The sequence below is a fragment of the Myxococcus sp. AS-1-15 genome, assembly GCF_020037055.1.
Taxonomy (GTDB): Bacteria; Myxococcota; Myxococcia; order Myxococcales; family Myxococcaceae; genus Myxococcus; species Myxococcus fulvus.
The window spans coordinates 63479-87601 of the sequence record NZ_JAIQDF010000009.1; the positions used below are offsets into that span (position 1 = coordinate 63479).

The 24123-nt window shown below is 66.9% G+C and carries 15 protein-coding genes; 9 read left to right on the forward strand and 6 right to left on the reverse strand.

Translation table 11 applies throughout. From position 1 onward, the window contains the following. The 3 genes from K8625_RS23685 to K8625_RS23695 form a co-directional block, all read right to left on the reverse strand. A complete protein-coding gene (locus K8625_RS23685; protein WP_223783990.1) occupies nucleotides 1-2802 on the reverse strand; it encodes a YfhO family protein in 2802 nt (933 codons plus the stop codon). Further along, nucleotides 2799-4307: a hypothetical protein gene (locus tag K8625_RS23690; RefSeq protein ID WP_223783991.1), complete on the reverse strand. Its 1509-nt coding sequence runs from the start codon at nucleotides 4305-4307 to the stop codon at nucleotides 2799-2801. The genes K8625_RS23685 and K8625_RS23690 overlap by 4 nt, the downstream gene beginning before the upstream one ends. 141 nt (nucleotides 4308-4448) lie before the next feature. After that, nucleotides 4449-6539, reverse strand: a complete 2091-nt coding sequence (locus K8625_RS23695; protein WP_223783992.1) for a spermidine synthase — start codon at nucleotides 6537-6539, stop codon at nucleotides 4449-4451. 1020 nt (nucleotides 6540-7559) lie between these two features. On the opposite strand from K8625_RS23695, the gene K8625_RS23700 reads away from it, so the two are divergent. From K8625_RS23700 to K8625_RS23735, 8 genes are all read left to right on the forward strand, one after another. Then, nucleotides 7560-8219 carry a hypothetical protein gene (locus K8625_RS23700; RefSeq protein ID WP_223783993.1) on the forward strand — a complete coding sequence of 220 codons (660 nt, stop codon included), beginning with the start codon at nucleotides 7560-7562 and terminating at the stop codon, nucleotides 8217-8219. A 161-nt stretch (nucleotides 8220-8380) separates the two neighbouring features. After that, nucleotides 8381-13858, forward strand: coding sequence for an RHS repeat protein (locus K8625_RS23705; RefSeq protein ID WP_223783994.1), 5478 nt, complete (start codon nucleotides 8381-8383; stop codon nucleotides 13856-13858). Beyond that, the gene (locus K8625_RS23710; RefSeq protein WP_223783995.1) at nucleotides 13851-14231 is read left to right on the forward strand and encodes a hypothetical protein; all 381 of its coding nucleotides are present in this window, start codon (nucleotides 13851-13853) and stop codon (nucleotides 14229-14231) included. The genes K8625_RS23705 and K8625_RS23710 overlap by 8 nt, the downstream gene beginning before the upstream one ends. Nucleotides 14232-14727: 496 nt before the next feature. Further along, nucleotides 14728-16053 (forward strand): amidohydrolase family protein, encoded by a 1326-nt coding sequence (locus K8625_RS23715; protein WP_223783996.1) that lies wholly within the window; start codon nucleotides 14728-14730, stop codon nucleotides 16051-16053. Between the two features lie 14 nt (nucleotides 16054-16067). After that, complete coding sequence (locus K8625_RS23720; protein ID WP_223783997.1) at nucleotides 16068-17042, forward strand: class I SAM-dependent rRNA methyltransferase; 975 nt, start codon at nucleotides 16068-16070, stop codon at nucleotides 17040-17042. A gap of 37 nt (nucleotides 17043-17079) precedes the next feature. Then, a complete protein-coding gene (locus tag K8625_RS23725; protein ID WP_223783998.1) occupies nucleotides 17080-18357 on the forward strand; it encodes a serine/threonine-protein kinase in 1278 nt (425 codons plus the stop codon). 1 nt (nucleotide 18358) lies between these two features. Then, the gene (gene truA, locus K8625_RS23730; RefSeq protein WP_141323710.1) at nucleotides 18359-19156 is read left to right on the forward strand and encodes a tRNA pseudouridine(38-40) synthase TruA; all 798 of its coding nucleotides are present in this window, start codon (nucleotides 18359-18361) and stop codon (nucleotides 19154-19156) included. A gap of 20 nt (nucleotides 19157-19176) precedes the next feature. After that, complete coding sequence (locus tag K8625_RS23735) at nucleotides 19177-20181, forward strand: hypothetical protein (RefSeq protein ID WP_223783999.1); 1005 nt, start codon at nucleotides 19177-19179, stop codon at nucleotides 20179-20181. Nucleotides 20182-20308: 127 nt separating this feature from the next. Here K8625_RS23735 and K8625_RS23740 read toward each other — a convergent pair whose 3' ends face one another. The 3 genes from K8625_RS23740 to K8625_RS23750 form a co-directional block, all read right to left on the reverse strand. Further along, on the reverse strand, nucleotides 20309-21919 hold the full coding sequence (locus K8625_RS23740; protein ID WP_223745526.1) for a Na+/H+ antiporter: 1611 nt from the start codon (nucleotides 21917-21919) through the stop codon (nucleotides 20309-20311). 104 nt (nucleotides 21920-22023) lie between these two features. Further along, on the reverse strand, nucleotides 22024-22899 hold the full coding sequence (locus K8625_RS23745; protein ID WP_223784000.1) for an ATP-grasp domain-containing protein: 876 nt from the start codon (nucleotides 22897-22899) through the stop codon (nucleotides 22024-22026). A 2-nt stretch (nucleotides 22900-22901) separates the two neighbouring features. After that, nucleotides 22902-23219, reverse strand: a complete 318-nt coding sequence (locus tag K8625_RS23750; RefSeq protein WP_223784001.1) for a hypothetical protein — start codon at nucleotides 23217-23219, stop codon at nucleotides 22902-22904. Nucleotides 23220-23532: 313 nt separating this feature from the next. On the opposite strand from K8625_RS23750, the gene K8625_RS23755 reads away from it, so the two are divergent. After that, complete coding sequence (locus K8625_RS23755) at nucleotides 23533-24090, forward strand: hypothetical protein (protein ID WP_223745529.1); 558 nt, start codon at nucleotides 23533-23535, stop codon at nucleotides 24088-24090. The last annotated feature ends 33 nt before the right edge of the window (nucleotides 24091-24123 follow it).

The window sequence follows — 24123 nt, forward strand, 5'->3', positions numbered from 1 at the left end:
TCACGCGCGGCGTCTCGCCCTGAGCCACACGAAGCCGAGCCCCGCCCAGCCGAGCAGTGACAGGGCGAGTCCCAGCCGGAAGCTCGTGGGCGCGTAGTCGAAGTGGACGCGGTGGGCGCCGGGAGTCAGGCGCACGGCGCGCAGGGCGTGATTGGCGCGGTGGATGGGGGTGTCCTTCCCGTCCACCGTCGCGCGCCACCCGGGGTAGTAGCTGTCCGAGACGACGAGGTAGCTGTCGTCACACGCGCTGACGTCGAGCTCCAGGTGCTGGGCGGTGCTCTTCTCGATTCGCACGGAGCCTCCGGCGCACTCGGGCTGGTCCAGGGGCTCGCCGGTGGCGAGGAAGGCGATCTCCCGGAAGGGGTGGTCCTCGTCGAGGACGGCCTCCAGGGCTTCTTCGTCGGAGACGACGCGGGCGCGCTGGACGAGGAACGCGCGAGGCAGCGCGGTGCGCGAGCGGGACAGCGTGGTGCCGTCCTCGGCCTGATGGAGCAACTCGAGGTCCTCGAAGGGGGGCGGCCCCTTGCGGATGTAGTGTGTGACGCCCGCGAGGTCGTAGGCGCCGCGCTCTCCCGCGAGGTGGAAGACGTCCGAGCGCAGCGGCTCGGGGGCGCCATAGCCCTCGAGGGCGAGGAGGCGTTCCTCGACGAAGCGGTTGGGGATGAGGCGGTCGAGGCTGCGCTCGATGGTGTTGGTGATGCCGACGCGCGTCGGGTCCTCGGGTCCCTCGATGTCCGCGCTGATGCGTCCCTGGAAGGGCTCGGGCAGGAAGGCGCGCAGGGAGAAGGGCTGCTTCAAGGCCTCCCAGGGCGTGTACCTGGGAACGCCGAGCAACGAGTGCGCGGCCGCGAGCTCCAGCACGGCGAGTGCCGCGAGTCCGTGTCGCACGCGGCGCGGGCGGGCGAAGGACCACGGCAGAAGGAGCACGGTGACCACGGCGAGACCGAGCGCGAAGGGCACCCAGGGGGCACCGGCTTCAGCGGAGGCGCGCATGGGGAGCATGCGGACCACGGGTCCGCTCGCGGCGATGGCACCGCCCATGAGGACGAAGGCCACGGCGGCCTTCACGCGCGAGGGAGGCAGCTTCCGCGCGAGCCGGCCCAGTGCATCCAGCCCGAAGGCCGCGAGCACGGAGAGACAGAAGGCGGTGCCGACGAAGTACTTCGCGGGGTAGCGGAAGAGGGAGAACGGCGGCACGGACTGGAGGACCCAGGCCGCGGGAGGGAAGTGCCGCCCCAGGCTCAGCAGCACCAGGGCGAGTGCTCCGATGAGGAAGGGACGAGCGCGCCGTGGACCGTGGAGCCCACCGACGATGGCGAGCGTGCAGGGCAGGGTGCCCAGGAACAGGTTGAGGATGAACCACTGGTCCTTGCCCCAGTACCTGTCACGAGGCCAGTCCGCGAGCGGCCACACCGACGAGAGCACCTGCGGCCACGACACGGACCACGCGAGTTGCTCCGACCAGCCACCCTGCGCGCGCAGCGAGTTGAGCGCGAACTCGGCCGTGGGCACCAGGACCACGGACGCGAGGATGGCGGAGAGGATGAATCCACCCGCGACGGCCACCACGGCGAGGACTCGGGAGCGGAGACCCCTCCGTGAGGCCCGTGATGAACGTGGCGAGGCGGTGGTGACGTGGAGGGTCTGCTCCGGCTCGGAGGTGGAACTGGATGCGACGTGGGGCGCACTCTCGAACGCGGACGCAACCTGAGAGGCAGAGCCCGGGAGCGGGCCCTGCGCGGCGGGGCGTCCGACAGAGACATCCTCGTCGGATGCTGACGCGACCTGAGATGAGGGGCTCGTGAGGGAACGCTGCGCGGCGGGATGCCCGACCGAGGCCTCACCTTCGGATGCGATCTGCGATGAGGGGCTCGCGAGCGGGCGCTGTGCGGCGGGATGCTCGGCGACGTGAGCCGTACCCTCGGTCGCGGATGCGCCTGTGGGGTGCTGCCCCGTGAGCGCGAGTCTGGCAGCCGATTCTCCCTCGGCCTGGGCCGAGGCTTCGCGGGACGCCACGACATGTTGCGATGACACTGAAGCCACGGAGGGCGCGACGCGTCCCTCAGTTGAGCGAGGCGTCACGCTGCCTTCGTGCTTCGACGGGCCGAGGCTCGCGGCATGAGATGCCGAAGGTGCTGTGCCTGTTCCCCGCGCTCCAGGTGACCTCGTCGCGCCGACGAAACCGGCCACGAGCACCGCGATGATTCCCTGCCACAGCGTGGTCTCCGGCGAGCCGGCGAACAGGGACAGGGTGGAGAAGATGGCGAGGCGGGTCAGCGGCCCGCGTCCGGGCTGGAGCGCGAGGTCATACGCCGCCAGGAGGATGAACCCACTCCAGGCCGCGGCATCCACGACGTTCTGCTGGATGCCCAGGTCCGTCATCATCGGCGACAGACCGAACATGGCGCCCGCGACGAGCGCCGCGGGCCACGAGGCGCGCAGCCTCCTCGCGAGCAGGAACACGCCCACCGCCGCGAGCGCCGCGTGCGCGACGTGCATCACCGTCATCGAGACGATGTGCCCGGAGACGAGCACGGCCACCCACCGTGGCGGATAGAACACCTGCGAGTAGAGCGTCGCGGCGAACGGCTGTCCCAGCCGCATGTACGGCGTCCACAGGGGCAACTCCCCCGTGCGCAGGGACTCGAGCAGGAAGGCGGAGTCGGGGAAGAAGATGCGGAACACGTCGCGGCCCGCGAGCACCTCACCGCGCAGCACGGGGCTGTAGTCGAGCGCGAGCATCGCCACGAGCCCGACGAGGGCGAGCGCGACCTTGCGTCCCTCGAGTCTCCGCGTCGTCATGGCTGGCCCGTCGCGGTGGGACGCTCGCGAATCCACAGGACGTAGTTGCCGTCCCGAGCCTCCTCCCGCCAGCCCCCGAGCACACGGAGGTTGTCGAGCAGGATGTTCCCCGGGTTCTCGATGTCCCAGAGGAGGTAGTCAGGGTCATAGCGAGCCAGCGCGTCCTCCCAGCCGGGCTCGCCCCAGACGAGCTTGTCGTAGTCCTCGTGGATGGACATGGGGAACGGGTCGTTCCGGCTGTCGATGAACACCTTGTAGTCGGCGCCCGCGAAGAACGAGATGGGCCCGCCGATGACGAAGGGGTTGAGGACCTTGCCCGGCGGGTGCTTGCGCAGCGCCTCGAACACCGGGATGGGGATGACGGAGCGCTTCACTCCCTGGTCGAAGGGCAGCGGGTGCTGAGCGTGAATCACGACGAGCCCCAGCAGCGCGAGCGTGGGCCAGAGTCCGCCACCGGCCTTGGCGCTCCATCCGGCCGTCCACGCATCCACCCGACCCCAGAATCGCTTCCAGGCGCTGACCGCCGTGTCCGTGGTCTCGCCCGCGACGCGCGTCAGCGCCGCATGCTCCAGCAGCGCGAGCGCGAGCAGCACGGCCGCGAAGGGCGCATGTCGCTGGACCTTGATGGCGGCGAGCCCCAGCACGAAGGTGGGCAGCAGGATGGCCACCTTGCGGACGCGGGACTGGCCGACCGCGAAGCAGGCCGCGCCGCCGAGCGCGAGATAGGCCCAGCTCGACGCGAGGTCGAGGTTGAGGGGCCGCCACTCGACGATGGTCTGCGTGGAGGCGAGGAGCGAGTGGTGGATGGGGTACAGGTAGATGTTGATGCCATCGGGCCCCAGGCCTGCGGCGAGGAACGCGGCCACGCTGAAGCCGACGGCCTTCAGTGAGCGCCGGAGCGACTCCGGGGTGCGCTCGTCGAGGTACTGGCCCACGGTGGTGGAGCCGAGGAGCGCTGGGCCCAGCAACCAGCTCCCGTGGACATTGGCCCAGATGGCGCCGAGGAAGGGGAAGACCCAGAGGATGCGGTCATTGCCCGCGCGCCACGACTGGATGGCGAGGACCGCGACGGTGAAGAGCAGGTGGCCCAGGTGGTACGGCCGCTCCTGGGGCCAGGTGGGGCCGTAGACGACGAGCAGGGCGGCGAGCGTGGCGACGGCCAGCAGGCCGCGTCGACCCGAGGCGGCGCGCTCGAGGACCTTCCACAGGAGCATGAGGTTGAGCGCGACGAGCCCCGCGACGAGCAGCGCGGGACCCGCGGCGCCGAGCAGGCGGATGAGGCCGACGCAGAGCACGCCGAAGCCCCACTCGTGAGGCACCCAGCCCGCGGTCCCCGTGACGCTGAAGGGGTCCACTCGGGTGAAGCCGTTCTTCAGGACGAACTGGCCCCCGGCGAGGTGGAAGAAGAGGTCGAAGTTCTTGAGCGGCGACATCCCGAGCCGCACGGTGAGCACCAGTGCCGCCAGAGCCGCCGGTCCTGGGAGGAGGAGGGACCGCGTTCTCATGTGGGCCGCAGCCTACAGTGCTCCCGGGCCTCCTGCGAAGGCGCGCTCGATGGAGCCGACCGAGCAAGCTCGATAGCTGCCTGCCGCGGTAGGGCAGCTCCTTCCCAGGGCTATCCAGGTTGGCCGGGCGGCCCTTCGGTTTCATTGGGCGAGTGCATGCAGGAGATTGACGTAGTTGTCTGTCCAGGCTCGTCGACCCAGGAGGTCAGGAGACGACTCCATCGCCTGGAATGGAAGCTCTTGCTCGAGGATGCTCGTGACGGTGCTGTCAGGGCTCATTGCGAACCACAGGCTCGGTGAGCGGCCCGTCGCGAGTTCGTCGGCGGTCAGGGTCTCGTTCTGACTGACGAGTCCCTGGACGCCCAGTTCAGTGCTCAGGCGGGTGAGGACTGGGATGAGGTTGAACAGTCGGCTCGAAACGTGAAAGAGCAGAATCCCCTCTGGCTTCAACTTCCGGAGATAGAGGTCCAGCGCTTCACGGGTCAGCAGGTGTGTTGGGACGAAGTCGCTGGAGAACGCATCAAGGACGATGATGTCGTAGCGAGCATCCTCGGCTTCCTCGATGCGCAAACGCGCATCGCCAGTAATCACGCGGATCTGCGCTTGGCTCGTGTTGAGCAAGCTGAAGTACTGCCGGGCGAGTCGTTCGACTTCTGGGTCGAGTTCATAAAAGTCCCAGGACTCACCGCGCCGGCCGTATGCGGCGAGACTCCCGATGCCAAGTCCCACAACGGCAACCCGACCTCGCCCAATGCGCTCCGCGGCGAGCACGCGACCCACTGGAGAACCGCGGTGATAGTACGAGAGCGGTTCTCCGCGTTCATCCGGGTGGAGGTTCTCGACTCCATGAACGGTGCTGCCGTGCTGAAACAGTCGCAGTGTCCCTGTGTCCTTGACGGTGTAGTGACCATAGAAGGTCCGGGACCCCTCGATTCGCCCTCGAGCAAGCATCCACCCGGAGAGCGTGAGGATTGCGATGATGAAAAGAGCTGCTCCGCCCGAAACGTAGGGCGCGAGTTTGGGGCGAGGCACCCCTTGGGCCTGACGCATCACATCGCGCGCCGCCAGCCCGGCCAGGAGAAGAAGTCCGGCCAGTCCGTGATCCAGATAAGGAAGCGCCAGGGAGCCGAGGGTCAGGGGGACGATCAGTGCAAGTAATAGAGTCCCGGCCAATCCTCCGAGAGAAACGTGCAGGTAGAAGGAGCCCAGAAGGCGAGGGTCGCTTGGGCGGCTCCACACGAGGTTTCCATGCATCAGCAAGCAGCCTACCCACAGCACGGTGCTGTGGAGGACCAGCGACGGTATGGATGTTTGTGCCCGAGCCAGTGCGAAGACGGCCGCGATGACGGCGATGGCCAGACTTCCTACAGCCAGCCGGTTCAGCCCCGCTTCGGTGGGCGGTCGCTTGGAAAAGCAAATAACGAGTGTAAGCAGGTAGAGTGAGAGGGGGAGAATCCACAGCAGCGGGATGGATGCGTCCAGGGTGAGGACGTTCGTGACTGCAAGTAGCAGAGCGTTGGCGCTTGCTGAAAGCAGCATCCAGGTGACTCGTGATGAGCGCGGAGCCTGAAGGCGGGGCTCTGCGTTGGGGGACGTCTCCGCTGTTCTGTCGGTGGGGGCTCCAGTTCGAACCTGCAGGATACAAAGCCACGCCAGGAGGACAAAGCACCCATAGCCGACATACCAGACCAGGAGTTGCACTTCGAGGTCGAGTGCTGGCTCCACCAGGAAGGGAAAGGATAGAAGGGCCAGAAGGGCCCCTGCGTTGGATGTCCCGTAAAGGAAGAACGGATCAGCCCTTGACGGGTGCTCCGTTCTTGTAAACCACCCCTGTGCAACGACGCTTGTTGTTGACAGAGCCAGGAACGGCCATCCCAGGGATATCGTCAGCGTGAGGAGAATGGCCGCGACGGGTGGCAGGTCGAAATGATGCAGTCGGAAAGGAAAGACGACCACCGCGAGCAGCACGAAGATCAGATGCGCCCAGCGATAGCTTCCCTGCTGAACCGCCAGAGTCACTCTGCTTGAGTAGAAGTACCCGAGCACCAGAACGGCTTGATAGAAAACAAGGCAGGTTGTCCAGATGGCCGCGCTGCTGCCGTAAGAGGGGAGGAGCCGCTTGGCGAGGATGAGCTCGACCTGGAAGAGGAGAAAGGAGCCAAGGAAGACCCAGAGGTGAAAAAGAATGCCGATGTAGGTGCGGGCGAAGGATTTCTGGGGAGGAGCTTCCATTGGTTTCCCTGTAAAGTCGGATGGTTCGGTTATCCCAGCGAGGCATCGCGCTGGCAAGTCCCTTACTGCTCCTCGTGTGCGCATTCGATTCGCGTGCTGAGCGGGCGCGTTTCTGCAGGGCGGGGGCAGTGATCCCTGCTTCTCAATAGAAGACTCGATGGGCTGCCTATCCAGGTGTGCCATGCGAACCGCAACCTGCAGGCCGGCCATTCACGGGCGTCGGATGCGTCAGAGGTTTGGAGCGTGAGGGTCGAAACTTACGACTTCATGAATCGCAGAGGAGGCGATGTCCTCTCGCGGTGTGGGTTCTGTTCACCTGATGCATGCGTATCGTGGTGGCAAATATGCGTGACGTGGGAATGCGGGGATTAGTTGACTTGCGTGTGAAGGGAGCGATATGTGAACTATTGGACAAAGATTCGTGAGGTCTTGCCTTGGAGACGCTGTGACGAACCGAATTACTCTGTTGATTGGAGTCATGGCGGTACTGGCCGGGTCGTGTAAGGAGCCATCACCAGAGATGGTGACGCAAGAGGCTCCTATCGAGGAAGTTTTTGGAGAGCATCGCCAGAAGGCGGCCTCCGCGCGCGCCACGGGTCTGGGGGAGGATTGCTCTAGCTCAGGCGAAGCCGGGTGTGTGTCGGGCGTGTGTCTTCATGTCAAGGCGGCGCCAAGTACGGGGTACGTCTGCTCTAAGGGCTGTCGAGCGGAAGCTGAATGTCCGGCGGGATGGAAATGCGGAACGGTCCATCCGCAAGCTGCGACAGGCGTTTGTATTCCTCCCTCGGATTGGATGCCTGTCCTGACCGAAGTGAGAGGGGCGGATAAATGATACTGGGCGCCCTGCTGGCAGTGCTGGTTTCAACGTCTCCCCCTGCGAAAGTGGAGGCGAGGTTCGTGACGTTTGGGAGGTCAGGAGAGTGGGTGGCATTGGAAGTGCATTCGCGGAAGCCCGAGCGGATTGTCCTTCCGCCGCCCTATAGAGCGAGGACGCTGACTCTCTCGACAGATGGGCGGTACGTGGTCTTCACCGCGTATGATGAGACGGCGCGGAACGATTTGATGTATCGCTGGGAGTGGCGCTCGGATACGGCGCCGGTACGAATCGGAAGGGAATTGGGCTTTCACGCTGATCCGGCACTCAGTCCGGATGGCAAGTGGGTCTACTACGCGCACCATCCGCAAATGGGAGGGCCACCGGGGCAGCACCAGCCGCAAGCCAATGCCCAGCTATATCGCGTGAGGATGGACGGGACGGAGGTGCAGGCGATGACGGATGAGGTGGGGTGCCATCTCAGTCCGACGTTTCGGCCAGATGGAGAACTCCTCTACGTGCATACGCTGTGCAGCGTGACGAAGAAGAGTTTGCATTTGATGAAGAACGGAGTGGTGCAGCCGGAAGTCCTCGCGGCGGAAGATTTGAATGAGCCGGCGTTCTCCCCTGATGGGAAACGACTGGTCTTCGTGGCGAGGGATGGGCCGCATGCAGTCCTCAAGGAGTGGACGTCGTTGAAGCGTCCCGCCCGGGTGTTGCACCGCCTGCTGTTGGCGGAGGATTTTCGTGCACGCGCGCAATATGGCGTCGATGGGCGAGAGATATTCTTTCAGGATGAGCAGGCGGTGATGGTGCTGGCGGGTGGGCGTGTGACACGACTCTTTGCGGTGGGGGAAGTGCCTTGAGACAGATTATCCAAGGTGTGTGCGTGGTGGCAGTGGTGATGCCGGCGCTGGCGTTGGCGCAGTTCTGCCCGCAGGACGTCATTCCGCGATGCCAGGATTCGCAAGGCAATCCTAGCGGAGGTGGGGGAGGAGGAGGTGGAGGTGGGAATGGGCCGCCGCCGATGCCGAAGATTGAGGCGCCCGGTTTCCATGGGGACCCGGTGAATGTGTCGGACGGGTACTCGTACCTGCGGGAGCAGGACTTCGAGCTGAAGCTGAGCCAGGGGAGCCTGCCGTTCATCCGGATGTACGTGTCGCCGGCGCGCTCGTATGCGTACTCACGTTTCTCGGAGGGGTTCCTGCCGAGCACAAGCAACAACTACCTCGCGCGGCCGTTTGGAGAGCACCGGAATGGGGGAAGCCTCAACTGGTGGCACAACTTCTACAGCGCCGTCTACAAGTGGTCCGCGTCGGGAGCAGAGGCGGAAATCCGGGACGTGGACGGGTTTCGGAATACGTACCAGTTGAGCAGCAAGGCGGCGGTGTCTGGGCGGTGGTACGTCAACGATAACAACAAGAATGCGGCGGACCGGTTGTGGCAGGACGTGGCGACGGTAGGGACGTGGCCGCAGAAGTTCGTCTATTACCGGGAGGAGAGCGGGAGGTACGAGCATGAGGCGGTGTACGTGCACCCGGACGGGACGGGGGCGCGGCACTACTTCCTCACGCGCATCTTCGACACGGAGTACGCTCCGACGGGGGCAACGGAGATTCCGCGCGCGGTGGTGACGTACGCGGTGCCGGTGACGTCGGGAGGGACGACGCCGGACACGCTGTGCCCGGTGGGAGGCGCGGGGTCGACGCCCGGAGTGCCGTACATCAACACGGTGACGACGCGAGACGGGACGGTGCTGCGCTTCTACTACCAGCGGCTGGTGAATACGCGAGGGCGTACGGAGTGCGTGCTGGACCACATCAACGTGGAGTCGCAGGAGGACGGTGGTGCGACGGAGAAGACGCTGGTGCAGTACCAGTACAAGCCTGCGTCGAATTTCCTGGTGAAGGTGGACTACCCGCAGACGGGGCGGAGCATCGAGTACACGTACCCCGTTTCAGGGAATGCGACGACGACGTTCGAGCGCAAGGAGGGCGGAGCGCTGACGAGTCGACACAGCTACTACTACAACGGGACGGTGGCGACGCGGGACGAGGGGGAGGGGCACGACTTCACCATCAACGACGTGACGAGCAGCAACCCCGGGGTGGCGGATGCGTGCACGCTGGTGCACGGAGGGACGCGTCCGACGCGAGAATTCGTGGACTCGAAGGCGGGGTTGGGGACGGGGGCGAATGGGGCGACGACGATGACGTCGCGCTTCGTGTCGGCGCCGGCGCACTACCAGCACCAGACGTGGCGGCTGAACTCGATGGAGGAGCGATGCGACGGGACGTCCTGCCCCGGCTTCGTGGGTGGGATTCAGAAGTGGGAGTACGAGTGCCCGCTGGCTCCCGGGGACACGTCGACTATTCCGGCGATGCCGAAGGCACACAAGGACCGGCGCAATGCGTGGGAGTTGTACACGCACGCGGCGGTGCCGGACGCGGGAATGATCGAGGGGGACGCTGGGGTGCCGATTCAGCACATGAAGTCGCTGACGAGGCTGGTGGAGGGGGCGCAGGACTCAAGTGGGACGGGGGCGTTGGCGCAGACGGATTTGAAGTACACGCTGGGTAGCACGGGGCGCGCGGCGCCGGCGTACGAGAGGCTTTTGGAGAGGCTGGAGGTACCGAGCGTGCTGGCGCCGGGTGGTGGGGTGGCGCAGACGCAATTCGTCTACGACACGGCGACGAACCGGCTGAAAGCGGAGTTCCGGACGGGGTGGACGCAGGTGTGGAACAACACCGCGGGGGCGTGGCAGGTGGTGAAGAAGCGGGTGGGCCTCTTCCATTACGGAGCGCCGCAGTGCGGAGGGGTGGGCACGGCGGATGCTCAGGGGCGGGAGTTGGAGACGCACGGCCCATGCTTCGTGGATGAGACGGCGGACGTGGCGACGATTACGGGTTGCCCGGTGGGGACGGTATTCCCCGTCGTGAAGTACGAGTACTGGGCGACGACGGAGACGGGGCACAAGCGCAACCAGTTGAAGAAGAAGTCGGTGCTGCCGGGTGGGTGCGGAGGGGCGACGTCATTGGAGACGCAGTACCTGGACTACGACGTTTACGGCAATGCGACGCGAGTGCAGGACTTCAACGGGGTGGTGGTGGAGCGTCAGTACAACCAGAGTCAGTTGACGCGGCAGAGTGTGGTTGCGGGGAGCGTGACGACGACGACGCAGGTGAGCTACGACAACGGGAGGCTGAAGGCGATTCAGCACCCGCAGGGCAACTACGACGTCTTCTGCTACCGGACGGGGACGACGACGGGGATGGGGTGCGTGGGAGGGACGCCGACATACCTGCTGCAGTGGAGGGCGAAGGGGGCGGACGCGAATGGGGCGAGTTGGACGGAGAAGGTGGAGTACGCGTACTGGCCGGACGAGACGGTGAAGACGGAGACGTACCTCTCGTGGACGGGCAGCGCGGCGGAGACGCGGCGGGTGGTGACATTCGCGGCGGACGCGCGCCGAAACCCCACCTACCAGGGGTTGGGCAACCTGCCGTCGCCGGTTGCTGCCACGCGTCTGTTTGACGCGAATGGAAACCTGACGGGGGTGGGCTTTGCCTCGAATGCGGCGCCCGCGGTGTGCGGAGGGCCGGACAGCGCGGGGCAGCCCGTGTCGACTCTCTGCGCTTCGCTGGGGTACGACAGGTTGGACAGGTTGGCGAAGCTGGACGAATTCCCTTCCACGGGGGTGAGTCAGCGCACGTGCTTCTCGTACGACGTGCAAAGCAACGTGACGGCGGTGCGGCAGGGGTGCGCGGTGGGCACGGGGAATGAGTGCGGGAGTTGCACAGCGGAAAGCCCCGCCAGCGAGTATGCCCATGACGACTTCGGCAACCTGGTATGGGCGAAGCTGCCGCACACTCAGGACGGAGTGGGAGGGGCAGGGACGACGCGGTACGCATACAACGCGCTGGGGCTGCTGGTGGAGAAGGCGTCCCCAGAGATGCAAGCGCACGGGGAGAGGGTGTCGCAGGAGTACGACGCGGTGGGCCGGCTGCTGAGGCGCAAGCGCCACTTCATCTCCTCGTCCAGTACGCCGGCGGTGCAAAACCTCTTCGTCCTCTCATACGACGTGACGGACACGGGGGATGCGACGAGCACACCGCCGGTGGATTGCCCGCAGCCTGCGAATACGGGGGGGCGGCTGCGCTACCAGCACGACTCCTTCGGGCGCACTTGGTACCAGTACGACGCGCACGGCCGACTGGCTGGCGAGGTGAGACTGCGCGAGGGGCAGACGGGGTGCGCCTCGGCGGGCCTGAATGACAAGCCGCACACCTTCTACACGTACACGGCCAACGGGAATGTGGACGTCGTCACCTACCCGCATGGCCGGGTGGTGAAGTACGTGTACGGGACGGGGGCGGCGGCGGACAGGGTGCAGGCGGTGGACGTGAGGCTGTGGGGCAGCTCGGGCTTCACGGACACGCGACTCATTCAAGGCGTCGTCTGGGAGCCCTATGGGCAGCTGAGGGGCTACCAGGTGAATCACCCGACGACGAGCAACAGCAGCGCGGTGGAGTACATGCTGGGAGGCAGTGCCGGGGAGGTGCCCACGGCGTGCCCCGCGTCTGCGCCGAGTGTGTCGGGTGGGGATTTGACGGGAAGGCTGAGGGCGCTGCGGGTGTCGACGGGGACGCTGACGCCAGGGGCGGGGAGTGGCGACATCTACAAGCGGACGTACACGTGGAGTGGGGACCAGGTGTCGCAGGTGGACACGTGCGTGCTGGGTGCGACGACGCCACGAGTCGAAACCTACGGGTACGACAGGAGCCTGAGGCTGGTGACGGCGGGGAGGCCGACGGGGAATGTGGCGGCGACGGGAGGTGCGTACACGAGTCGGAGCTACGGGTACGACAGTCGAGGCAACCGCACCAGCATGTCCGCGGACGGGACGGCGTATGCGTACACAATGGCGTCGGCGCCAGCGGTGGACAGGCTGGCGGAGTGGGGGAAGACGGCATCAGGGAGTCTGCTGAGGTATGCGCTGGCGCATGACGCGGACGGGCGGGTGACGTCGCAGCGGTGGGCGCCTGGGGTGAGTGGGACGCCGGTGTATGTGCAAGGGTTCGAGTATGGCGTCGACGAGGGCGCGCAGACTGGCGTCGCGACGGACACCGTCTTCCGGGCCGTCAATCGCAATGGACTCATCTACAACTACTTCTACGACGCGCAGGGGCGGAGGCGACTAAAGGCGTACCCCGGAGGGACGAAGGACGAGTACTTCAACAGCTACGGGCACAAGCTGCTGACGGACCGGGGGAGTGACGGCTTCGCGACGGCGGTGGGGCACTACACGACGGACGACTATGTATGGCTGGGAGGCAAGTCGGTGGCCGTCATCCGCGCGAAATTCAGCAGCGCGTGGGCGCGCCAGGCGGACGGGGTGGGCAGCTGCACGCGCAACGAGGAGGCGGTTGCGTGTGGGGTGTACTTCCCGGTGGTGGACCACCTCGACAAGCCGGTGGTGATGCTGGACGCCTCGAGGCGAGTGGCGGGGGCCGCGGACTATGACCCGTTTGGGCACGTCAACCGGGTGTCGCAAGTGGCGGAGACGGCGCACCCGTACACGAGCGGAAGCAGCGTGAGTCTGGGGACGCTGACGCAGCCGGTGAGTGCGGGAGTGGAGGTGGTGAGGATGCGTGCGCTGTACCACCTGGTGGATACGCAGAGTGGTGCGGCCAGCGTCAGCTTGGTGGATGTGGACACGACGGCGAGCCTGCATTCCACCTCGGAGGTGAGGAAGGGGAATGTCGTGACGCCGTGGGTGCAGCCGGCGAATGGGCGGGTGGAAGTGCGTTTTGCAGCGAGCGGGGCGGCCGCGTCGGGCTACCAGGGCGTGGTGCTGGAGGGGTACGAGTATCAGCGGTACCAGTCTGGAGCGCAGCCCTTCTGGATTCCGCTGCGTTTCCCGGGTCAGTACCACGATGACGAAACGGGATTCGCTGAAAATTGGAATCGTTTCTATAATCCATCGATAGGTGGATACCTCCAGGCAGAGCCGGTCCTTCAGAACCCAGACGTCGTAGCGATGTACGCCCAGCGGGGAGAATCACTGCCCACGTACGCCTACGCACAGAACAACTCCATCAACAAGGTGGATTTGAATGGACGAAATCCGCTCGTCATTCCTGTCGGGATTGGATTGGCCCTTGGGGAAGCCGCAGTTGCGACTGGTTTGATTGCTGGCGGCGTCTACTGCATTGGGACGCAGTGTCTGGGTGATCTCCACTGGCCCTGGGATGACCCTCCGGTTCCAGATGCTCCTCCCAACAATCCATCAACTCCACCGAATGTGTGCGAGATGGGCAAGGGCGGCAAGGGCCGCGTAACGACAACCCCAATCCGTGAAGAGATCGGTATACTCCCAAAGGGAACTGACCTCTGCAAATACCTCAAGGAGAGAGAGAAAGAGGCGCGGCGTGCACGGAATTCGAGCCTAGCGCGGGAGTATCACGCTGCATGGAAGGAGTACTGTCGAGGTCATCGTGGCTAAGCGTGCGCAAGAGAAGTGGTTTTCGGCCCACATCGTCTTGGTGATCGTACCGAAGGTACGTGCCAAACGGGTAGCCGTGGATGTCTGGGAAAACATCGTTCTCGTTAAGGCGGTGAACGCGGCCGCAGCCAAACGAAAGGCAGCCAGTATTGGTCGGCTTCACGTTCGACGAAGCAAGATAGATGCTGATATTGAGTTTCGCGGCGTTCGAGCCGTTGTTGACGTGCTGCCCTCGCTAACCGGCAAAGCCGAGTGGAATGAGATTCTTGAAAGTGGCGCGGAGGTCTCGTGTAATAAGTTGCAGTTCGCTTCATCGCGAGAGTTCTCGAAATTCATGAAAATGATGAAAGCCAAGGTTGAATTGCTTTGGTAGGAAAACAGCCGCCGTCCGATACGAAGAATGAACTCGGTGGTGCAATAGGATCCGAGTCGTATCAGCCCCGAGAACCGAACACTTTCGAGGGCCGATGAGCATCGCAGCTAGGCCCTGTCTGTTGGATGCACGGCTGCCGGTTTGTCCTCCGTAGGGAGGCAAGCCGGCGTGATGCGCTACGAAGTGAACGAGTGACAGTGGAGGGCCTTGCCCCCTCTGCTGCCGCATCAGGGCCAGGGTGGTGCATGGAATGACCACCGGCTCATTCTCAACGAGACCGGTGAAACTCCAACTTCGACCTACTGCGTTGTTGAGTGCTGCTCACTATCTGGAACCACTGTCCGCACGAAATGCGGGAGAGTCACGGAAATGCGCTACTCCCATCCAGGGCCTGCCATCGACTATTGGGCGAGGGCAAGTCCGCGTTGGTGGCCCGGGATTCCCGGATTTACTCCGCTCCCGTCCTCCTGGCCCCATGCTATGACAGATGCCGGACATGGAAGGTCGCCTGCTGCTGAAGAACTGCGCTGTGTTCCGAGCGGATGGTCGGGTCCGCCGTGGCATGGCCGTGGTGGTCGAAGGTGGCGTCATCCGTCGCGTCGCTCCCGACGCGCAGGTGCCGGTGTTGCCGGGTGACTGGGAGGTTGCCTGTCGCGGGCGCCTCGTTGCTCCGGGCCTGGTCGACAGCCACTCGCACCTCGTCAACGGGCAGTTGTTGCCGCCCAATGGCCAGTTCCTCCTCCTGCCGCCTCGCGAGCGACTGGAGCGCATGCGCCGCGTGGCCCGCCTCGTGTCCACCGAGGACGTGGAGGCCCTCACGCGCTTCGCCGCCGCGCGCGCCCTGCGAGATGGCGTCACCCTGGTCGTCGAGCACCTCGCCTGCTCCGATGTCGCCGGGGGGCTCGCCGCCCAGGCCCGCGCCGCCGAGAGCGTCGGCCTGCGGCTGGTCACCAGCCATGCCACCCACAGCATGGACGGCGCCTCCCAAGCGGATGCGTGGCTCGACGCCAACGCGGACTTCGCCCGCCGTCATGCGAAGCACCGCCTCGTGCGCGGCGCGCTCGGCTTCCACGCCTCGTACACCTGCGAGGACGCGCTCCTGTCGCGCATCTCCCGCCTGAGCGCGGAGCTCGACGTCCCCACCGTCTTCCACCTCGCCGAGAACGAGGACGACCTCAGCACCACCTACGCACGACATGGTCAGCGCGTGGTGCCCCGGCTCGACTCGCTCGGGCTGCTCGGCCCCCGCGCCATCGCCGGCTACGCCCGCGCCCTGGACAGCGCCGAGGCCACCCGCCTGGAGCAGACCGAGACCTTCGTGTCCCTCGCGGCGCGGGGCGTGCGCACCCTCGAGCGTGGCACGGACCCGATGGAGGCCATCCTCCTGCGCCTGCACCTGCTCGGCCTGGGCACCGGCGGCCACGGGACGCTCCAGGATGAACTGCTCGCGGCCCTCGTCGGCGTGCTGCGCATCTCCCGCGCGGGGCACCTGCCCGACGTGGACAGCACGCTCGCGCACCTGCTCGTCAGCGGCCCCGCGGAGCTGTGCACGCGCCTGTTCGGTCTTCCCTCGGGCACCGTCGAGGAGGGCAGCCTCGCCGACCTCGTCGTCTACGACTCGATTCCCGCCGCCGATCCCGAGACGGGCTACTCGCCCTATCTCATCGGACAGCTCGCCCGCTCTCCCGTCGCGTGGACCATCGTCGATGGCCGCGTCCGCGTGCGGGAGGGACAGCTGCTCGGCACCGACTACGTGGACCTGTCCCTCGCCGCCACCGAGGCGCTCGAGCGCGTCTGGTCCCGCGCGCGGCTGGGAAGCTGATACAGGGAGGGCCCATGCCCACCCTCGTGGACACACTGCGGACCGCGCAGGCCCGGCGCGGCCCCCTGCTCGATGACCCTCGCACCACCGCCTTCCGCGTCCTGAATGGCGAGGCGGATGGCGTCCCCGACGTCACCGTCGACCGCTTCGGTGGACTCTACGTCGCCAGCCTCTACCGCGACCTCTCCACCTCGGAAGAAGAGGCCCTCCTCGACGCCGCCATGGCCGCGTGGGCCCCGACGAGCCTCTATCTCAAGCGTCGCCCCCGCGAGGCACGCGTCCTGGCCAACGTCGCGAAGGAGACGCTCGCCCCGGAGAGCGCCGCGCGCGGTGAGCCCGTCGAGTCCCTGACGGCACTCGAGAACGGCCTGTCCTTCCTCATCCGCCCTGGTCAGGGACTCTCCGTCGGCCTGTACCTGGACATGCGGGACACCCGCGCGTGGCTCCTGAAGGAAGCGCGCGGCCTCACCGTGCTCAACCTCTTCTCGTACACCTGCGCGTTCGGCGTCGTCGCCACCGCGGCCGGCGCGAAGCGGGCGCTCAACGTGGACGCAAGCCGCCGCGTGCTCGAGTGGGGCGAGGAGAACGCGCGCCTCAACGGACAGTCCGCGGACCGCTATGACTATGTGGCCGGGGACGTCTTCGACTGGCTCAAGCGATTGGCGAAGAAGGGCGAGACGTTCGACCTCGTCATCGCGGACCCTCCGTCCTTCTCGAACACGAAGGAGGCCCGCTTCTCCGCGGCGCGCGACTACGCCCGACTGGCCGAGGCCGCCGCTCGCGTCGTCGCTCCCGGAGGCCGGCTGGTCGCCTGCTGCAACCATGCGGGCCTGCCCCTGAAGCGCTTCGAGACGATGGTGGCCGAGGGCATCGCCCTGGCCGGGCGACAGGGGAGGGGGCTGGGTTCGACGGGGCCTTCTTCCCTCGACTTCCCGAGCCCTCCTGGCCAGGAGCCGGCCTTGAAGGTCCACGTCGTCCAACTTCGTTAGCGCGACGTGCCCTGGCGCGGGTTAAGGTGCAGGGTCCATGTCTCCCGCCGCACCGCAGCAGCGCGAAACCGGTCGCTTCGGCAAGTACCGGCTCATCGACCGCATCGCCGTCGGAGGGATGGCGGAGATCTTCCTCGCGCACCAGGAAGGTGAGGACGGACGCGAGTCGCCCGTCGTCATCAAGCGCATCCGCCCGCACCTGTCCAAGCACGCGGCCTTCGTGAAGATGTTCCTCAACGAGGCCCGGCTCGCCGCCCAGCTCAACCACCCCAACGTCGTGCAGATCCACGACCTGGGCAAGATCGCGGAGAGCTACTTCATCGCCATGGAGTACGTGGCGGGCCGCGACATGCGCCGCGTCGTCCCCAAGGCGGAGGCGCTCGGCATCCCCTTCCCGCTGGTCTACGCGGTGAAGATCGCCTCCTGCGTCTGCGCGGGCCTGCACCACGCGCACACGAAGGCGGACCTCTACGACAACCCGCTCAACATCGTTCACCGGGACGTGTCGCCGGAGAACATCGTCGTCGCCTTCGACGGCTCGGTGAAGATCCTCGACTTCGGCATCGCCAAGGCGGCCAACCAGGTCAGCCAGACGCGCACGGGCGAAATCAAGGGCAAGCTCAGCTACATGAGCCCCGAGCAGTGTCTGGGCAAGGCGCTGGATTGCCGCAGCGACGTGTTCTCGCTCGGCGTCGTGCTCTACGAGTGGCTCACGGGCTTCAAGCTCTTCACGGGCGAGTCCGAGGTCGCCGTGATGCGCAGCATCACCGAGGGGAAGATCTACGCGCCCTCGTACTTCCGCGAGGACCTGCCCGAGCGCGTCGAGGTCATCCTGATGAAGGCGCTCGAGAGGGATCGCGAGCGCCGCTATCAGACGGCGGCGGAGATGCAGAAGGACCTGGACGCGTTCCTGGACGCGTACGACTTCACGCCCACGCCGCTGCACCTGGCCAACTTCATCAAGCAGCTCTTCGAGGAGGAGCTCCAGGAGGAGCAGCGCCGCCAGCGCGCGCGCCAGGCCACCGCGCCCACCTCCGAGGAGGCGCTGGAGCTGTCCGAGGTCGTCGGCGCGCTGGACACCGCTCCGCCGCCCGTGTCCGAGCCTTCCCCCGCCGTCACCGCGCCCCTGACGATTCCGCCGGGAATCGCCGCGCTCGCGCCCGGTGGTCCCGAGGAGTGCACCGAGCCGCGCATGCTGGCCGTGCCGCTCACCGTGGAGCAGTTGGAGGCGCTGGAGGCCGTGGCCCGCCGCAACAACGTGCAGCCGGGCCGCATGGTGGCCGAGCTCCTCGAGTCCTGGCTCAAGTACCGCTGACATGCCTCGGTTGAAGCTGACGCTCGAATACGAGGGCACGCGGTACGTGGGCTGGCAGGTGCAACCCAATGGCCGCTCCCTCCAGGCCGTGCTCGAGGAGTCCCTGGGACGGCTGCTCGGAGAACAGGTGTCCGTGCGCTCCGCCGGACGCACCGATTCGGGCGTGCATGCCACGGGGCAGGTCATCTGCTTCGACACCGAGCGCGCGCTGCCGCTGAAGGCCTATGTGCAGGGCCTCAACAGCCTCCTGCCCGAGGATGTCGCGGTGGTGAGCGCGGTGGAGGCGCCCGAGGGGTTCGACCCGAGGCGCTGGTCCCGGGGCAAGCGTTACCGTTACCGGGTGAACAATCGCCGCACGCGCTCGCCGCTCTTGCGCACGACGCACTGGGAGGTGTTCGCGCCGCTGGACGTGGAGGCGATGCGGAGGGCGTCGGCGCACCTGCTGGGCCGGCATGACTACTCGGCGTTCCGGGCGTCGGACTGCCAGGCGAAGCACGCGGTGCGCGAGGTGCGCCGGCTGTCCGTCGAGGGCGAGCCGGGTGGGGCCATCAGCTTCGTGGTGGAGGGGACGGCCTTCCTGAAGCACATGGTCCGAAACCTCGTCGGGACGCTGGTGGAGGTGGGCAAGGGCCGTCGGTCCGAGGCGTGGGTGGCCGAGGTGCTGGCCTCGCGGGACCGGAAGAAGGCCGGGCCCACCGCGCCGCCCCAGGGGCTGGTGCTGGAGGAGGTCTTCTATGCGGACGGCCCGCCTCCTCGCTCAGCGGGGGGCGAGGCGGACGCGGACGAGGACGAGGGCTGAAGTGGAGTAGGCTGCCGGCCGTGAGCCCCAAGACCAGTGCCCTCGAGCCGTTGCGCGTTCGAATCCGTCGTTTCCAGTTCATCGTGGGACTGGGTTTCATCGCGCTGGTCGCGGGCTCGACGCTGAGTGTGTCGCTGACGCTGCGGCTGAGTCAGCGGGTGCAGTCGCTGTCCTTCGGGCCGCTCAAGATTCTCGTCGCGGTGCTGCTGGAGAACCTGTGGGTGCTCGCGGTGCTGCCGGCGCTCTGCTACGGCGCGGGCCGGGTGATGGAACTGCGGCCGTGGAAGACGGCGGCGGGCGCGGCGGTGTCCGGCGCCACCTTCGTCCTCGCGCTGGGCTTCGTGCAGGGCGGCGCGGATGCGCTGTGGCTGGGCGGCCTGGGCTCGGTGCTGAACGTCTTCGCCTTCGTGGGCGGCGTGGTGCTCAGCGCCCGTGCGCTGAAGCTCGGCCGGGACGCGGCGGCGAAGCAGACGGAGAAGACGCAGGCGAAGTCCGAGGCCCGCAAGTCCGAGTACGACGAGTTCCTCCGTGCGGCGGAGCAGGGCGGCGCCCGGCTGGAGCAGCGCGAGGCGCAGGGGACCTCCGGCGCCGCGACGGCAGCCACCGTGGAGGGCGCTTCGACGGGAGCTGCCTCCGCTCCGAGCACCGAGACGCTGGGCTCCGCTTCCACGAGCGCAGTGGCGACTTCCGGTGTCTCGACTCCCACCGCGGTCGACTCGCTCGGCGCGTCCATCCTCGGGCAGGAGAACGCGCCTGGCGCGGTGACTCCCGTTGCGGCGGATGCCTCGGCCACAGGCGCGGTGGAGGCGCTCAGCGCATCCACGTCGAGCGAGGAGCCGGCCGCTCTGTCTGACGCGGCGACGGCTCCGAGCGCGGTGGAAGCGCTCGGTACCTCGACGGCGAGCGCCGTGACAGTGGGTTCCCTCAGTGATGGGCTTCCCGGGCAGGTGATTCGCCTGCCCGAGCAGTCCTTGTCATCCTCGGCCCCCGCCGCTTCGGATTCGCAGAAGCCCTCCGAGGCCTGAGCAGCCTTCGAAGCGGGGCTGTCCGAGGGACGGCGTGACAGGCCTGTCCCGGTGACTCCCGTGAACGGGGACTCCTCACCCGCCACGACGCCCGGTCCTCCCGGGCCATCGTGACGGGGAGCCCGACTCAGGTCCCGACGGCGCTCGTGGGCGTCGACGGTGCGGCGGGCGAGGAGGTGTGGGCCTCGGCGGCGTCGGCCTGGGCGATGCGCTCGTCCAGCTCCGCGGTGAGCCTCGCGAAGGCCTCCTTGCCGATGGTCGCCGACTGGTACGCCTTGAGCAGCGACTCCTTCTCGACGATGAGCACGCGGCGGATGGCCTCCTGGTGCTCCTCCTCGTGGAAGCGCATCGACTGCTGCTTGAGCTGCGCCAGCTCCGCCTCCATCACGCGCTCCTTCTCCTGGTAGTCCTTCTCGACCTGGCTCACCACGTCGCCGGGAATCTCCCGCGAGCGACGCATCGCCTCGAGCGCGGCCATCGCCGCGTGGATGGCACCCAGTCGACCGCGCGCCAGCTCGTACTGCTCCTGGTACTCGTCCTTGAGGCCCGTGATGCGCAGCTTGCGCAACAGCGGCGCCATGGTGAGGCCCTGGAACACGATGGAGAGCACCACCACGCCGAACGTCATGTTCACGAGCAGCTCGCGGTGCGCGAAGTCCGCCGGAAGGCTGAGCACCAGCACCATGGAGATGGCGCCGCGCAGGCCGGCCCACGTGAGCACCGCGCTCCAGGACCACGGCATGCGCTCCGACGTGAGCTTCAGGATGGCGGACACGCCGTACACCACCACCGCGCGGCCCGCGATGACCGCGAAGTAGGCCGCCAGAATCGGCTTCCACGACGCGAGCAGCGAGGTGAGGTTCACCTCCAGGCCGATGAGCAGGAACACCACCGAGTTGAGCGCGAAGGACCAGTACTCCCAGAAGCTCTCCACCGCGACGCGCGTGGTGGGGCTCATACCCTCGTGCGTGGCCCAGTTGCCGCACAGCATGCCGGCCACCACCGTCGCGATGACGCCCGAGTAGTGGAAGTTCTCCGCGATGACGAACGAGCCGTACGCCGCGATGACGGTGCAGGTGATCTCCACCATCGCGTCATCCACCTTCTTGATGACCCGCGCGGCCACGTAGCCCACCGCGCTGCCCACCACCATGCCCATGCCGGCGACCTTGATGAAGTCCATCACCGCGCCGCCCACCGTGAACTGGCCGCCCATCGCCACCGCCACCACCAGCGTGAACAGCACCACGGCGGTGCCGTCGTTCAGCAGGCTCTCACCCTCCACCAGGATGAGCAGCCGCTTGGGTGCGCCCAGCGACTTGAACAGGCCCACCACCGCAATCGGGTCCGTGGAGACGATGACCGACGCGAACACCATCGCCGGAATCATCCCGAACCCCGTCACCACGTTCATCCCCTCCACCCAGTGCGACAGGATGAACGCCGTCAGGCCCGCCGACGCCGCCACGCCCGGAATCGCCATGGCGTGGATGGTCAGCTTGTTCTTCCAGAACTTGCGGAACTCGAGGTGGAACGCCGCCTCGAACAAGAGGCCCGGCAGGATGATGGCGAAGAGCAGCTCCTTGGTGAGGTGCGGTGGCTCGAACAGATGCACCGCGCCCAACGACAACCCCGCCACCACCAGGGCCACCGTGTAGGGAATCTTGAAATACCGCGCCGCGATGGCCACCGCGGTCGCGACTGCGAAGATGAGGACGAAGGCCAATTCGAAATGCATCGTTCCTTGCCTGGTTTGACGTCAAAACTTCAAAGGAACGGACCATAACCCAGATGCCCCGCGTGGCGGGGCACCCAGGTGCAGATGGCGTGGCGGGTGCCTGTCTACCCGGTCCCCAGCAGGGGCTCGAAGAGGGCGTGAGGGTCCAGCCCCGGAGGCAGGCCGGAGACGCCGCCGTCGTTCACCTCGATGACGGCCCAGCCGCCGTCCTGGAGCATGGCGACGTCGAGGGTGAAGAAGGGTGAGTCGATGCGGCGTCCCAGCGGCTCGAAGGATGAGAAGTCGGGGACCTCGACGTCGAACTCATGCTGAGGCTCGGCGGCGAGCAGGCGGCCGTGGCCGAAGAAGAGGCGGAACTCCAGGTGGGCGGGGCCGGTGGGCGTGCGGCCGTAGACCTTGAGGGGCAGGTACTTGCGCACGACGAGCCCCCGCTCGAAGCGCTCGCCGCGCTCCTCCACGAGGTTCTCGCACGTGCGCGAGAAGTCCTCGAGCGTGGCGCCGGCGGGCACGTGGCAGGCCTCCTCCCAGCGCTCCTTCGCGGACTTCACGTGGTCCTTGAGAATCCACGGCGGAGGGCCGAGCACGCGGGCCGCTTCGCTCCAGGCCTCGCGGGCCACCGTGCCCTCCGTCCAGATGGAGCGCGCGGTGTAGCGCGCGAGGCGCGGGTACCAGAGGGGCAGGTACAGCGCGGCGGCGTACTGCGTGGGCGTGGTGGTGAGCCGGTGGCCGCGCTCGGAGAGGGCCTCGTCGAGCGAGGTGTACTCCTCCTCGGTGAGCATCCAGCCCCGGTAGAGCAGGCGCAGGGGGCCTTGGTGCGGCACGGCCTCGAGCGCCAGCTCGACGTTGCCGTTGAGCAGCGCGGCCAGGTCCACCTGGTACGTGTCGAACCCCAGGGCCTCCGCGGCCTCGGCTTCCACGTCGAAGGTGTCGTGCTGGGAGGGATTGCGACCGAACAGCAGGGCGCGTGCAATGCGAGCCATGGCTAGTTCCCTCCCTGTCGCTTCGAGTCGTCCTCCGCGGCCCCGAGGTCGAGGCTGGCCAGCAGCCCTTCGGGAATCCGTCCGCCGAAGAGGATGTCCAGCGCGTGGCGCGGGGTGGGGGACTCGAGCGGACCCTCGCAGCGGCTGCAAGAGAGGGCCTCACCGACGCAGCGCTCGCACCAGAAGCGCCGGCAGGAGGGGCAGTGTCGGTAGTGGGTGGCGAAGTGCTCCGGCTGGGCCGCGGCCACGGGATTTCCCGCGGGGTCCACCGAGAGCGAGATGACGCGAGGACAGCCTCCAGCACATTCAGCGATGGGCATGCGCGGCCTTTCGTCGAGAGCAGGGAGCAAGGGCGCAACCCGGACGCGGGCACATGGAGTGCCTGACGTGCTGGCGGAAGATTCTCACGCGCGAGCGCACGCACGACTTTCGACGAAGGCTGGAGGCTTCCACGTACGCGACTGCGTGGCACGGTGACTCCTGACAAGCGGCCCGCAACAGCGCCCGCAGCAGCGGGAGGTGGATGTCGCCGTGTCCCCAGGTTCAATGGTCCGCGCGCGCGTGCGGCGTGACAGTGGCACCGGGTCGACCGCGGGCCTCGGGTCCACCCGAAACCCCATTCCTGGAGCATGCATGAGCACGCTGACGCGTCGTCTGGGTGTCTGGCTGTCGAAGAGTCTGTTCTGTGCGGCGCTGGTGGCGCCCGCGGGCGCGGTACTCGCCGCGGAGCCGGTGAGCGTCATCTGTGAGCTGGGGACCTCCACGCGGACGTTCTCCCCCGCGGCGACGATGACGCCCCGGGACATCGACGTGACGACCTCATCGGCCTTCAGCAACTGCCTGACGGTGCTGGGACAGGTCGTCCTCAACGGCAACGTGACGACGGGGCCCTATGAGCGCACCGGGCTGACGTGCTCGAACCCGCTGGCCACGGGGGCCGGTGAGGCCACCATCACCTGGAACACCGGGGAGTTCTCCCGGTTCGACTACACGTCCGTCGACGTCAGCGTCGCGGGCCTGACGACGGTGGTGACGTATGCCGGGACGGTGCTGCACGGGAAGTACTACGGCGCCACCGCGACCTGGACCATCGCCTACACGACGGCGCTGTTGAACCTGGCGTGCATGAACCCCGCGGGCGTGTCCTCGCTGGGCGGCGTCGCCCAGCTCACCATCACCCGCGTGCTCTGAGTCGTGAGGCCGTCGCGCCCGCCACCGGAAGGA

Bases quoted from the DNA above. Each gene is read 5' to 3' on its own strand.
- K8625_RS23685 (WP_223783990.1), bottom strand. From the start codon at position 2,802: ATGACGACGCGGAGACTCGAGGGACGCAAGGTCGCGCTCGCCCTCGTC.
- K8625_RS23690 (WP_223783991.1), bottom strand. From the start codon at position 4,307: ATGAGAACGCGGTCCCTCCTCCTCCCAGGACCGGCGGCTCTGGCGGCA.
- K8625_RS23695 (WP_223783992.1), bottom strand. From the start codon at position 6,539: ATGGAAGCTCCTCCCCAGAAATCCTTCGCCCGCACCTACATCGGCATT.
- K8625_RS23705 (WP_223783994.1), top strand. From the start codon at position 8,381: ATGCCGAAGATTGAGGCGCCCGGTTTCCATGGGGACCCGGTGAATGTG.
- K8625_RS23715 (WP_223783996.1), top strand. From the start codon at position 14,728: ATGGAAGGTCGCCTGCTGCTGAAGAACTGCGCTGTGTTCCGAGCGGAT.
- K8625_RS23720 (WP_223783997.1), top strand. From the start codon at position 16,068: ATGCCCACCCTCGTGGACACACTGCGGACCGCGCAGGCCCGGCGCGGC.
- K8625_RS23725 (WP_223783998.1), top strand. From the start codon at position 17,080: ATGTCTCCCGCCGCACCGCAGCAGCGCGAAACCGGTCGCTTCGGCAAG.
- truA (WP_141323710.1), top strand. From the start codon at position 18,359: ATGCCTCGGTTGAAGCTGACGCTCGAATACGAGGGCACGCGGTACGTG.
- K8625_RS23740 (WP_223745526.1), bottom strand. From the start codon at position 21,919: ATGCATTTCGAATTGGCCTTCGTCCTCATCTTCGCAGTCGCGACCGCG.
- K8625_RS23745 (WP_223784000.1), bottom strand. From the start codon at position 22,899: ATGGCTCGCATTGCACGCGCCCTGCTGTTCGGTCGCAATCCCTCCCAG.
- K8625_RS23750 (WP_223784001.1), bottom strand. From the start codon at position 23,219: ATGCCCATCGCTGAATGTGCTGGAGGCTGTCCTCGCGTCATCTCGCTC.
- K8625_RS23755 (WP_223745529.1), top strand. From the start codon at position 23,533: ATGAGCACGCTGACGCGTCGTCTGGGTGTCTGGCTGTCGAAGAGTCTG.